The sequence below is a fragment of the Achromobacter sp. 1012554356 genome, assembly GCF_059760815.1.
Genome location: NZ_JCBANC010000075.1, coordinates 1 through 13041, shown reverse-complemented (window position 1 = coordinate 13041; position 13041 = coordinate 1). Strand labels below are relative to the sequence as shown.

The 13041-nt window shown below is 66.8% G+C and carries 10 protein-coding genes and 1 pseudogene; 8 read left to right on the top strand and 3 right to left on the bottom strand.

What is annotated here, in order from left to right:
* Positions 1–4: 4 nt before the first annotated feature.
* A complete protein-coding gene (locus AC6LJW_RS26490; RefSeq protein ID WP_056568112.1) occupies positions 5–1318 on the bottom strand; it encodes an MFS transporter in 1314 nt (437 codons plus the stop codon).
* Positions 1319–1477: 159 nt separating this feature from the next.
* On the opposite strand from AC6LJW_RS26490, the gene argE reads away from it, so the two are divergent.
* The 7 genes from argE to AC6LJW_RS26455 all read left to right on the top strand — a co-directional run bounded on the left by argE (position 1478) and on the right by AC6LJW_RS26455 (position 9427).
* Positions 1478–2629: an acetylornithine deacetylase gene (gene argE / locus AC6LJW_RS26485; protein ID WP_056568109.1), complete on the top strand. Its 1152-nt coding sequence runs from the start codon at positions 1478–1480 to the stop codon at positions 2627–2629.
* 120 nt (positions 2630–2749) lie between these two features.
* Entirely contained in the window at positions 2750–3949 is a 1200-nt protein-coding gene (gene trpB, locus AC6LJW_RS26480; RefSeq protein WP_056569454.1) for a tryptophan synthase subunit beta, read from the top strand.
* 2 nt (positions 3950–3951) lie between these two features.
* On the top strand, positions 3952–4815 hold the full coding sequence (gene trpA / locus AC6LJW_RS26475; protein ID WP_056568106.1) for a tryptophan synthase subunit alpha: 864 nt from the start codon (positions 3952–3954) through the stop codon (positions 4813–4815).
* Between the two features lie 37 nt (positions 4816–4852).
* Positions 4853–5728 (top strand): acetyl-CoA carboxylase, carboxyltransferase subunit beta, encoded by an 876-nt coding sequence (gene accD, locus AC6LJW_RS26470; RefSeq protein ID WP_056568103.1) that lies wholly within the window; start codon positions 4853–4855, stop codon positions 5726–5728.
* A 281-nt stretch (positions 5729–6009) separates the two neighbouring features.
* Complete coding sequence (locus AC6LJW_RS26465) at positions 6010–6558, top strand: acyloxyacyl hydrolase (RefSeq protein WP_056568100.1); 549 nt, start codon at positions 6010–6012, stop codon at positions 6556–6558.
* Between the two features lie 300 nt (positions 6559–6858).
* A complete protein-coding gene (locus tag AC6LJW_RS26460) occupies positions 6859–7866 on the top strand; it encodes a Bug family tripartite tricarboxylate transporter substrate binding protein (protein ID WP_056568097.1) in 1008 nt (335 codons plus the stop codon).
* 13 nt (positions 7867–7879) lie between these two features.
* Positions 7880–9427, top strand: coding sequence for a UxaA family hydrolase (locus AC6LJW_RS26455; RefSeq protein ID WP_056568094.1), 1548 nt, complete (start codon positions 7880–7882; stop codon positions 9425–9427).
* Between the two features lie 62 nt (positions 9428–9489).
* On the opposite strand, the gene AC6LJW_RS26450 is transcribed toward AC6LJW_RS26455, so the two are convergent.
* Positions 9490–10425, bottom strand: a complete 936-nt coding sequence (locus tag AC6LJW_RS26450; protein WP_498088727.1) for a dihydrodipicolinate synthase family protein — start codon at positions 10423–10425, stop codon at positions 9490–9492.
* Positions 10426–10596: 171 nt separating this feature from the next.
* Between AC6LJW_RS26450 and AC6LJW_RS26445 the strand changes: the two genes are divergently transcribed.
* On the top strand, positions 10597–11493 hold the full coding sequence (locus AC6LJW_RS26445; protein WP_498088726.1) for a LysR family transcriptional regulator: 897 nt from the start codon (positions 10597–10599) through the stop codon (positions 11491–11493).
* Between the two features lie 83 nt (positions 11494–11576).
* On the opposite strand, the pseudogene AC6LJW_RS26440 reads toward AC6LJW_RS26445, so the two are convergent.
* Positions 11577–13041 (bottom strand): annotated as a pseudogene (locus AC6LJW_RS26440) (ribonuclease E/G); the annotation flags it as partial.

Below are 13041 nucleotides of genomic sequence, written 5' to 3'. Positions count from 1 at the left end.
GGCCTCAGTGCTCCAGCGCTTCATGCGCACGATCACGCATGTAGAACGCGGCAACCAGGCCCAGCGCCACGCCAAACATCACGTAGTAGGCCGGCGCCATGGGCGAGCCCGTGGTCTTGATCAGCCAGGTCACGATGAACTGCGCGAATCCGCCGAAGATCATCACCGCCACGTTATAGGCCAGCGACAGGCCCACGGAACGCACGCGCGCCGGGAACAGCTCGGCCATCACCGTGCTGAACACGCCGAAGAACGCCGACACGAAAATGCAGACCACGATCTGCACGGTCAGCAGGCGGCCGATCGAAGGCGCGTCCGACAGCCAGAAATACAGCGGGTACAGCACGATCAGGTAGCCGATCAAGGAGCCGATCACCAGGGGGCGGCGGCCGACGCGGTCGGACCAGGCGCCCATGAACGGGGTCAGCACCACCATCAGCGCCGCGCCGGCCATCTGCACCAGGAACGTGTGGTTCAGCGGCAGCATCAGCACCTTGGTCGAATACGTGACCAGATACGTGAAGGTGATGTAGATCGACACCGTGGCCGTCACCACGAGGCCCACGCCGATCAGCGTCTCGCGCGTGTGGGTGCGCAGCATCTGGCCCAGCGACAGGCGCTTGACCTCGCCGCGTTCGGCGGCCTGACGGTCGGCTTCCTTCATCTGCTTGAAGGCGTCCGTTTCGTCGACGTTGCGGCGGATATAGATGGCGATAGGCACAATCACCAGGCCGAAGGCGAACGGCAGGCGCCATGCCCAGTCGGCAATCTGCTGCTCGGTGAAGAACTCGGTGATGAGCGTGCCGCAGGCCGCGCCGATCAACAGGGCCAGCATCTGGCCCGCCATCTGCCACGAGCCGTAGAAGCCGCGCTTGCCGTTGGGCGCCATTTCGATCAGCAGCGCCGTCGACGTGCCGAATTCGCCGCCCGCCGAGAAGCCTTGCAAGAGTCGCGCGATCAGGATGAAGATCGGGGCCAGGATGCCGGCCGCGTGGTACGTCGGCGCGACGGTGATCAGCGCGATGGATACGGCCATCAGCGAGGTCACCAGCACCATGGCGGCCTTGCGGCCCTTGCGGTCGCCGTACAGGCCCAGAATGATGCCGCCCACCGGGCGCATGAAGAAGCCCACGCCGAAGATGGCGGTGGTCATGAGGATGGCGTTCAGTTCGCTGCCGGGGACGCTGGGGTCGGTGGGAAAGAACAGTTTGGCGATGATCGGCGTCATGAACGCGAACACCAGGAAGTCATACCATTCGAGCGCGTTGCCGATTACCGCTGCCACGATGTTGCGTGTGGGGACTGCTTTGTGCTGCACGGGATCTCCTTGGGGGCTTTTAATTTCCGGGCGACATTCTAGGCGCTTTGCCGCAACGGGCGTCCGGCCGGCCGTCTGAAACACGTTCGCGGCAGGCCCGTCCGACACGCCGCCCCTGCCTGGCTTTACACTGCGTCTTTTCCCCACGAGAGTAGTGACATGAACGCGCGCACCTGGCTGGAAACGCTGGTTGGCTTTGACACCACCAGCCGCAATTCCAATCTTGCCCTGATCGAAACCGTCCGTGACTGGCTCAAGGGTCAGGGCGTCGAGGCGTGGCTGGCGCACAACCCCGAGCGCACCAAGGCCAACCTGTTCGCCACGCTGCCCGCGCAAGACGGCAACCAGCAGGGCGGCATCGTCCTGTCGGGCCACACCGATGTGGTGCCGGTGGACGGTCAGGACTGGAGCTCGGACCCGTTCAAACTCATCGAAAAAGACGGCCTGCTCTATGGCCGCGGCGCCTGCGACATGAAGGGCTTCATCGCCGGATCGCTGGCGCTGGTCCCCGAATTCATGGCCATGCCGCGCAAGAAGCCCATCCACCTGGCGTTCTCCTACGACGAGGAAGTCGGCTGCGCGGGCGCACCGTACATGCTGGCCGACCTGCACGAACGCGGCATCCGCCCAGAGGGCTGCGTGGTGGGCGAACCCACCGGCATGCAGGTGGTGGTGGCCCACAAGGGGATCAATCTCTTCCGCTGCAAGGTGCACGGCAAGGCGGCCCACTCGTCGCTCACGCCGCGCGGCTGCAACGCCATTGAATACGCCGCCCGCCTGATCTGCCGCATCCGCGACCTGGCCGACAGCTTCAAGGCCAACGGTCCCTACGACCAGTTCTACGACGTCCCGTTCTCCACGATGACCACCAACCAGATCCGGGGCGGCATCGCGGTCAACACCATCCCCGAGCTGTGCGAATTCACCTACGAATTCCGCAATCTGCCGGGCATGCGTCCCGACGACATCCAGGCCGAAGTCGAAAAATACGTGCGTGAAGAGCTCCTGCCCAAGATGAAAGCCGAATTCGACGGCGCCACCATCGAAATCGAGACCGGGGCCGCCGCGCCCGCCCTGGAGGCCTCCGAAGAAGCCGCCATCACCCAGCTCGTGCGCGCCCTGACCGAAGACCGCGCCACGCGCAAGGTCGCCTACGGCACCGAAGCCGGGCTCTTCCAGGGCATCGGCATCCCCACGGTGGTCTGCGGCCCCGGCCACATCGAACAGGCCCACAAGCCCGACGAGTACGTGGCCCTGGACCAGCTCGCCGCGTGCGAAACCTTCCTGCGCCGCATGGGCCAGTCCCTCTGACCAGCGGGAAGCCCGAGGGCGGGCGGCGCGCCGGTGCCGTCCGCGTCAGGTAAAATGACGGGTTGCAAACCGGATTTGCGGCCGGCAGTGGCCTGCCGCGATCCCGGGGGAGATGCTTTGGTGAAACCTTACGACTTTCCGGATGCCAAGGGCCATTTCGGGCCTTATGGCGGTGTTTTCGTGGCGGAAACGCTGATGCACGCGCTCGACGAGCTGCGGGCGTCCTACGACCGTTACCGGGTCGATCCCGCCTTCCTGGAAGAGTTCAACTACGAGCTCAAGCATTTTGTGGGCCGGCCCAGCCCGGTCTACCATGCCCGGCGCTGGTCGGAACTCGTGGGCGGCGCCCAGATCTGGTTCAAGCGCGAAGACCTGAACCACACCGGCGCGCACAAGGTCAACAACTGCATTGGCCAAGCCCTCCTGGCCAAGCGCATGGGCAAGCCGCGCGTCATCGCCGAAACCGGCGCGGGCCAGCACGGCGTGGCCACCGCCACGGTCGCGGCCCGCTACGGCATGGAATGCGTGGTGTACATGGGCAGCGAAGACGTGCGCCGCCAGGCCTCCAACGTCTACCGCATGAAGCTCCTGGGCGCCACGGTGGTGCCCGTGAACTCCGGTTCGCGCACCCTGAAGGACGCGCTGAACGAAGCCATGCGCGACTGGGTCACCAACATCGAAAACACGTTCTACATCATCGGCACGGTAGCGGGTCCCGATCCCTATCCCCGCATGGTGCGCGACTTCCAGACCGTCATCGGCAACGAATGCCTGACGCAGATGCCCGAGGCCATCGGCCGCCAGCCCGACTATGTCGTGGCGGCGGTGGGCGGCGGCTCCAATGCCATGGGCATCTTCCATCCCTACATCCCCTACGAAAACGTGCGCCTGATCGGCGTCGAGGCGGCGGGCGAGGGCATGGACAGCGGCAAGCACGCCGCATCGCTGGCCGCAGGGCAGGTGGGTGTGCTGCACGGCAACCGCACCTACGTCATGCAGAACGCCGACGGCCAGGTCCAGGAAACGCACTCCGTCTCGGCCGGCCTGGACTATCCCGGCGTAGGTCCGGAACACGCGTGGCTCAAGGATTCTGCCCGTGCCGAGTACGTCGGCATCACCGACGACGAAGCCCTGAAAGCCTTCCACGACTGCTGCCGCATCGAAGGCATCATGCCCGCGCTGGAGTCGTCGCACGCCATCGCCCAGGCCGTCAAGATGGCCGCCACGCTGCCGCGTGACGCCGTCATCCTGGTCAACCTGTCTGGCCGGGGCGACAAGGACATGCACACCGTCGCCGAACGCGCCGGTATCGAGCTCTGAACATGACAACCCGCACCGATCGCATTGCCGCGGCTTTCGCGCGCACCGCAGAATCCGGCCGCGCCGCGGCCCTGATTCCCTACATCGCCGCCGGCGATCCTTCCCCCGCCGCCACGGTGCCGCTGATGCATGCGCTGGTTGACGCCGGCGCCGACGTCATCGAACTGGGCGTGCCGTTCTCGGACCCCATGGCCGACGGCCCGGTCATCCAGCGCGCCGCAGACCGCGCCATCGCGCAAGGCGTGGGTCTGGCCCGCGTGCTTGAGCTGGTGGCCGACTTCCGCCAGCGTGACACCGCGACGCCCGTGGTCCTGATGGGCTACGCCAATCCCATCGAACGCATGGGCCAGGCCGAATTCGCCAGCCGCGCCGCGCAGGCCGGCGTGGACGGCGTGCTGGTCGTCGACTATCCGCCCGAAGAAGTCATCGAGTTCGCCGCCACCCTGGGCGAACACGGCATTGCGCCCATCTTCCTGTTGGCGCCCACTTCCACCGAAGACCGCATGAAGGCCGTCGCGGCCGTTGCGCGCGGCTATGTGTACTACGTGTCGCTCAAGGGCGTGACGGGAGCTGGCTCGCTGAACACCGACGACGTCGCCGACCGCGTGGCCGTCATTCGCCGCCACGTGCGAGACATCCCGGTGGGCGTGGGATTCGGCATCCGCGACGCCGAAAGTGCCCAGCGCGTGGCGCGCGCCGCCGATGCGGTGGTCATCGGCAGCAAACTGATTGAAACCATGGAGCAGGCGGTCGCCAACGCACCGGCTGCCCAGCAAACCGACGCCGCAGTCGCCGCCGCCAGCGGCTGGCTGCGCACCATCCGGCAGGCGCTGGATCAAGTAAAACGAGAGAACGCGTCGGCCTGAGCGGCCGGGTCGCGATCTCAAACGGGATGAATACTCAATGAGCTGGATCGATAAACTCCTGCCGCCTCGCATCAACAAAACCAGCGACAGCGGCGCCCGCCGCGTCCCCGAAGGCCTTTGGGTGAAATGCCCGTCGTGCGAATCGGTGCTGTATAGCGAAGACCTGGCAGCCAATCTTCACGTCTGCCCCAAGTGCGACCACCACATGCGGATCGGGGCTCGCGCCCGGATCGATTCACTGCTGGACATGGAAGGCCGCGTCGAAATCGGCCAGAACACGCGTTCGGTCGACACCCTGAAATTCAAGGACACGCGCAAGTACCCCGAGCGTCTGCAAGAGGCCGTCAAGGCCACGGGCGAAAGCGACGCGCTGGTCGTCATGAGCGGCTCGATCCGCGGCGTGCCCGCCACGCTGGCCTGCTTCGAATTCGAATTCATGGGCGGCTCGATGGGCTCGGTGGTGGGCGAGCGCTTTGCGCGCGGCGCCCAAGCGGCCTTGGACAACAAAACCCCGTTCATCTGCGTTGCCGCCTCGGGCGGCGCGCGCATGCAGGAAAGCCTGCTGTCGCTCATGCAGATGGCCAAGACCAACGCCATGCTGACCCGCCTGTCGGCCGCCGGCCTGCCGTTCATCAGCGTGCTGACCGATCCCACCATGGGCGGCGTCTCGGCCAGCTTTGCCTTCATGGGCGACGTGGTCATTGCCGAGCCCAAGGCCCTGATCGGCTTTGCGGGTCCGCGCGTGATCGAACAGACGGTGCGTGAAAAGCTGCCCGAAGGCTTCCAGCGCGCGGAGTTCCTGCTGCAGAAGGGCGCGATCGACATGGTCGTCGACCGCCGCCAGCTGCGCGAGGAAATCGCCCGCCTGCTCGCGCTGCTGAACAACCAGCCGGCCGACGTGGTCACCGCTTAAGCTTGCTGTCGTCGCCGGAGCTGCCGCATGACGGCCGCGCCGGCGCCAAAAAAGATGCCGCCGGCAGCCTTGCGCTTCCGGCGGTTTTTTTCGCGAAAGGCACTCGGCTGGGCACGAGACTTGCTCTGGCCGCTAGCGCAATTTCACAAGCCTGAATCCCGCGATTTTCGGAACAGTCTTTTCCATGCCTGTTTGTTGCCATATTGCGACATGCGCAAAGCGTGTTGGTCCGGATTTTGCTAAGGTTCCCCGTTAGTCCAGAAATAGATGGAGTTGATCCCATGCAGTCGACGAAAAAGAAAATGCTGACGCGCCTTGCCGGCCTTGCCTTGGCAGGGGTTGCCACCTTTGCTAGCGCCCAGTCGTCCGAGGGCACCCAAGGCGGCGTCAGCCTGCACTATGGCATTGGTGACCACTACAAGCGCCTGACCCTGAATTACGAAACTGCCTCGGTCTGGACCTATCAATTCGGCGGCAATTGGGGGCGTCTGGACCTGACGCCCGAATTCGGCGCGTCGTACTGGCAGGCTGATGGCTCGCGCTCGCCGGGTCACGTCTGGCAGTTCAGCGCCATCCCGATGTTCCGCTGGTGGACCGGCGAACGCTTCTACATCGAAGCGGGTATCGGCGCCACGCTGTTCTCCAGCACGCGCTTTGCCAACGAAAACATCAGCACGGCGTTCCAGTTCGGCGACCACGTCGGCGTGGGCTTCCTGGTCACGCCCAACAACCGTATCGGCGTGCGTTACTCGCACTTCTCGAACGCCAGCATCAAGCGCCCGAACCCGGGCCTGGACGTGGTGCAGCTCACCTACACGTACCAGTTCTGATCGCATGCCCCCGCGGGGCGCGCTCGCCTGAGCGGGCGTCCTGCTCGCAGATCTTGAAAACCACCCTTCGGGGTGGTTTTTTTTCGCCCCGGCGCGGCGCATGGCACGGATGCACGTCGCTGCTGAAACCACAAAAAAATTATGTTTTGACTGCGTGTCCACGTACTTGTTGGTGTTGAGTGCAATGGCCAGAATGCCCTGGCGACACCCAAAACCACAACGAGCCGTCGCTCGGGGCTTCGATCCGCCGCTGCACGGGCGATGGCGGCCAGGCCCGGCAGGCGGCACACGGAGACTCAGATGAAATACCCCTGTACGCAGGTGCGCCACATGGCGCGCATGGCCGGCGCCGCCGGTCTGGCCGTTGCCTTGGCCACCGTCTCGTCCGCCGCCTTGGCCGACGAGTTCCCGAACAAGCCCTTGCGCATGGTCGTCGGTTTTGCACCGGGCGGCGGCGCGGATATCGTGGCCCGTCTGGTCGGCGCCAAGATGTCCGAGAGCCTGGGCCAGCAGATCGTGGTGGAAAACCGCGCGGGCGCCACCGGCACCATTGCCGCAGACAACGTTGCGCGCTCGCCCGCAGACGGCTATTCACTGTTTCTCGGATCGCAATCCACCATGGTCGTGGCGCCGTCCCTGTTCCCCACGCTGCCGTTCAAGCCCGAGACCGATTTCGAGCCGGTGTCGCAGGTCGTGACCATGCCTCTCATCCTCGTGGTCAATCCGGCGCTGATTGACGTCAAGAGCGTCGGCGAGCTCACCGAGCACATCCGCAAGGCCGGCAACGGCGCGCTGAGCTACGCGTCGTCCGGGCAGGGCGGCCCGCAGCACATCGCCGGCGAGCTGTACGCGCACCGGGTCGGCACGAAGGTCACGCACGTGCCCTACAAGGGCGAGTCGGCGGCCATCGCCGACGTATTGGGCGGCCATGTGCCCTACATGTTCGCGAACCTGCCGGTGGCGCTGCCGCACATCGCCTCGGGCAAGGTCCGCCCGCTGGCCATCACCAGTCTGAAGCGCGATCCGAAAGCGCCCGAGATTCCGACACTGGCCGAATCGGGCTTCAAGGACTTCGAGGTCTCGACCTGGTACGGCGTCTTTGCGCCGGCCAAGACGCCCAAGTCCGTGGTCGACAAGCTTTCCGCTTCGATCCGCACGGCGCTGGCGCAGAACGACATGCAGGCCAAGCTGAGCGAGCAGGGCTTCACGGTGGTCGGCAGCGACTCAGCCGCCTTCAGCCGATTCGTGGGCGCTGAACTGCCGCGCTGGTCGGTGCTGATCCGCGACATCGGCATCAAGCCGGAGTGAATAGGACAACGAAATGATCGACTTCACCGAAAAACGCGCCGCCGGTCCCGTCATCCGGCTGCATTCCGCCGACAACGTCGTGGTGGCGCGCGTGCCCATCGGCATCGGCGCCGCCGTGCCTTCCGAAGACCTGGTCAGCCGCAGCCAGGTGCCCGCCGGGCACAAGATCGCGGCGCGCGATCTGCGGGCGGGCGAACCCATCCTGAAATACAACGTGTGCATCGGCTTTGCCGCGACGGACATTCCCGCCGGCACCTACGTGCATTCGCACAACATGGACTTTCAGGAGTTCGACCGCGACTACGCACATGCCCGTGACTACGTGCCGACGCCCGTGCTGCCCGAATCGGAGCAGGCGCAATTCCAGGGCATCGTGCGCGCTAACGGCCAGGTGGGCACGCGCAACTATATCGGCATCCTCGCCACCGTGAACTGTTCGGCCACGGTGGTGCACCGGATTGCGTCCGCATTCACGGAAGAGGTTATGGCTGCCTATCCCAACGTGGACGGCGTGGTGGCGTTGAGTCACGGCATGGGCTGCGGCATGGAAATGTCCGGCGAGCCCATGGACCTCTTGCGGCGCACGATGGGCGGGTACGCCTGTCATGCGAATTTCGCGGGCGTGCTGATCGTCGGCCTGGGGTGCGAACGCAACCAGCTCGATGCGCTGCTCAAGGACCAGGGCCTGGAAGCAGGCGCGCGGCTGCAGACGTTCATCATGCAGGAGACCGGCGGCACCCGCAAAACGATCGAAGCCGGCATCGCTGCCGTGAAGACGATGCTGCCCGCCGCCAATGACGTGCGCCGCGAGCCGGTGTCCGCGCGTCACCTAAAGATCGGCCTGCAGTGCGGCGGCTCTGACGGCTTCTCGTCGATCACCGCCAATCCTGCGCTGGGCGCGGCCATGGACATCCTGGTGCGCCACGGCGGCACGGCCATCCTGTCCGAGACGCCGGAGATCTATGGCGTTGAACATACGTTGACGTCGCGGGCCCGAAGCCGCGAAGTCGGCGAGAGGCTGGTCCAGCGCATCCGCTGGTGGAAGGAAGAGTATTCACCGGGCCGCGACGTGCAGATCAACGGCAAGGTCAGTCCCGGCAACCAGATGGGCGGTCTGGCCAACATCTTCGAGAAGTCGCTGGGCTCGTCAATGAAGGGCGGCACCACGGCGCTGATGGAGGTCTATCGCTACGCGGAACCCGTCCGCCAGCCGGGCATGGTGTTCATGGACACGCCGGGGTTCGATCCGGTGTCGGCAACGGGGCAGATCGCCGGCGGCGCCAACATGATCTGCTTCACAACGGGCCGCGGCTCGATGTTCGGCGCCAAGCCGGTGCCGTCGCTGAAACTTGCCACCAACACCCCGATGTACGAACGGCTGACCGAAGACATGGACGTCAATTGCGGCGACATCCTGGACGGTACCGCCACGCTGCAAGAGGTGGCGCAGCGGATCTTCGAGGAGATCCTGCGCGTGGCCTCGGGCGCCCGCAGCAAGAGCGAGTTGCTGGGGTTGGGCGATCACGAGTTCGTGCCTTGGAACATCGGCGTCGTGAGCTGACCGCGTCCAGAAAGCAGACAGCGGACGGGCAGTCGTGACCGTCCGCGCGCGGGACCCGGCGCTCAGGCGTCGGACAGCGAGTCGGCGCCCGGCATGTCAAAACCATTGGCCTGCAATGCGGTCTTCAGTGCGTCCGTCTGCGCGGCGTTCAGCTCGACCAGGGGCGGGCGCACCGTGGCCCATGCCGCGTCGCCCGACTTCCAGGCGATGGCCGCCTTCATCGCGGGAATCATGGGGAACTGCTGGAACACGTTGCGGGTGGCGTTCAGCCCGGCCTGGCGCGCGTCGGCGTCAGCCTCCTGCCAGCGCTGCTGCAGGGCCACGATGGGACCCGGATTGACGTTGCCCGTGGCCGTGATGCAGCCGACGCCGCCCGCGCGCAGGGTCTGCAGCAGGAATGCCTCGCTGCCCGCATAGACCTGGAATCCGCGCGGCGTGAAACGCTCGATCATCGCCGCCGTGTTGGCCCAGTCGCCCCCGCTGTCCTTCACGCCCGCCACGATGCCGGGATAGCGGGTCAGCAGACGGTCGATCAGGTCCAGACTGAGCGGCACCTGGCTGACGGGCGGGATGTGATACAGGTACAGGCGCAGCTTGTCGTCGCCGACGCCTTCGATCAGCTCGGCAAAGTAGCGGAACAGGCCTTCGTCGCTGACGCCCTTGTAGTAGAAGGGCGGCAGCACCAGCACGCCCATGCTGCCGCTGCGCACGGCATGCTGCGTGAGCGCGATGGCGTCGGGCAGCGCGCACGCGCCCGTGCCGGGCATCAGGGCCGACGGCTCCACGCCCGCTTCCAGCAGCGCATCCAGCAGCGTGTGCTTTTCCGCGAGCGACAACGAGTTCGCCTCGGAGTTGGTGCCGAAAATCGCCAGTCCGACGGACTGCTCGCGCAGCCAGCGGCAGTGCTTCACGTAGCGTCCCAAGGCCGGGCGATAGCGCTCATCGAACGGCGTGAGGACCGGAGAAAAAACGCCGGGAATGCGGGCAGGGGTCGTCATGTCTCTACTCGTTATTGGATGGATGAAAAGGACGCGCCGCGGCCGCGCGGCTGCAATTTCCGATTCTGGCACCGATCCGCCCACCGAACATCTGCTGTTTAATGGGTTCAATCCATAAAATTGTTGTGGTCTGCCACCCGTCGCGCCACACAGCTACAAGAAGGGGAGACCGTGGATACGCGATATGTGCAGAGCTTTGTATCGGTCATCGAAAGCGGCTCGCTGGCCGAGGCGGCGCGGCGGCTGGACCTGACGCCCGCCGCCATTGCCGCGCGCGTGCGCACGCTCGAAGAAGAACTGGGCGCCACGCTGGTCAAGCGCGTCGGCCGCAGCGTCAAGGCGACCGAAGCCGGCCTGAAGGTGCTGGAGCGTGCCCGCAGCGTGCTGCGCGAGGTGCGCGACCTGCGAGCCAGCGCCACGGACGACGCGCCGCTCGGCGAGCTGCGGCTGGGCGTCTCGGCCTCGGCCCTGACCGGCATCATGCCTATCGTGCTGGCCCGCTTGTACCGGCGGATGCCCAAGCTGGCGGTCTTCATGGAACCCGGCACCTCCAACCATCTGTACCACCGCGTCATCAACGGCGACCTGGACGCGGCGTTCATCGTCAAGCCGCAGTTCAACCTGTCCAAGGGCTATGCCTGGAAGCAGGTGACCGAGGAGCCGCTCGTTGTGCTTGCGCCGCCCGATACGCCGGGCAACGATGCGCACGAGCTGATGCGCACACAACCCTTCATCCGCTACGACCGCAACGTCTGGGGCGGGCGTCTGGCCGACCAGTATCTGCGGCAGCACGGCATCGCGCCGCGCGAGCGCCTGGAGGTCGACGGCCTGATGGGCATCGCCTGCATGGTGTCGGAGGGGCTGGGGGTGTCGCTGGTGCCCGACTGGGCGCCGGACTGGCTCGACAGCCGCCGCGTCAAGCGCGTGCTGCTGCCCGGGCGCGCGCCGCTGCGCCGGATGGGCATTCTGTGGGCGCGCCATATGCCGCATTCGGCCCTGGCGGAAGCCTTCGTGGAGGAGGCGGGCCGGGCGCTCGATCCGCAGTCGCGCCGCTCGTCGGGCGACTGACGCCATAAAAAAACACCCCGCAGACCGTTTCCGGCGTGCGGGGTGCTGTGTCTGTCAGGGCGAGGCCCTGACGGCCTTGCGGCTTAGTGACGCGTTTCGACCTGGACCAGCGGCTCGTTCGAGACGGGCGTCACCGGCTTGCGTTCGCGGCCCAGACGGACCGGCGTATACGAGGAGGCAATGCGCTGCTGCGTTTGCGCGTGGCGTTCCGGGTCGGTTTCCACCCACTTCAGGCCAGCGGCGTTGACCACGTCGTGCAGGGCTTGCGCCTTGGCAGCGGGGGCAACGGCAGGCACCACGATGGGCTGTTGCGCGCTGGCCGGCGCGACCGGCGCGGGGGCCGGAGCAACGGGCGCAACTGCCGGCGTCTGAACCACGGGTTCGGCGGCGGGCGCTTCCACGGGGGCCTGGACCGGCGCCGCGGGGGCCGAAGCCTCGCTGGCGGGTTGCACAGCAACGGGCGGGGTCGCTTGCGGCGCAGTCTGCACCGGTTGGACGGGCTCGGCTGCCGGTTGGGTCACGGGCTCGGCAGCGGGCTGCGCCGAGGGCTCAACTGCCGGCTCGGCCGCGGCTTGGACGGGCTGAGCCTTGGGGGCTTGAACCGGTTCGGCCTGGACTTGCACGGGTTGGGCGGCGGTCTGCACGGGCTGGGCCGGCGCTTGAACCTGCTGCACGGGGGCGGGAGCGGCTTGCTCGGCGGCCGGTTGGACGGGCGCGGCGGCTTGGGCTTCAACGCCTTCGGCCTGCTGTTCGCCAGCATCTTCAGCGCCGTCTTCCTGCTGCTCGTCGGTACCGGCCAAACCGGCTTCGTCCTGGCTGCGACGGCCACGGCGGCTGCGGCGGCGGCGGCGCTTGCGCTCGGGATCCGCGGCGCCTTCGGCGCCTTCAGCACCGGCGAACGTGTCGGCAGACTCGTCAGCGTCAACGTCGTCCTGGGCTTCGGCGGCGGGCTTGGCATCCGACTTGGCGTCCGGCAGCGCGGTGGCGACCGTCTGGGCCAAGGCGGCGACCATGCTTTCCTGTTCGCTCATCGGCGCGTCGGATTGACCTTCCTCGCGGCGGTTGCGGCCACGGCCACGGCGGCGATTGCGGCCGGCGCCGGTGTCTTCACCATTGAGCTCGGGCGATTGTTCAGGACGGGCGGACGCCAGGGCTGCCTGGGTGGCGGCCGGCGTGTCGCGCTCGCCGCGGCCTTCGCCACGGTTGTTGCGATCGCCGCGCTCGGCATCCGAGCGGCGGTTGCCGCGCACGTGATGACGGCCGCCTTCGGAGGCCTCGGCGCCTTCGCCACGGCCTTCACCGCGGCGGTTGCGGTTGCGGTCGGAGCCGTGGCGTTCGCCGCGGCGTTCCTGGCCATCATGGCCACCGCGGCCCTTGCCACGCGACGAGCCCGCGCGCTTGGCGGTTTCCTCGGCGGCAGCGGGGGCGGGCTTGGCGGGTTCGGAGCCACCGGTCAGCCAGCCGACCAGACGCTTGAACAGGCCGCCCAGACCGGCGCCTGCCGCGGGCGCGGCGGGGGCGGCGGCCGGTGCTGCCGGCGTGGAGACG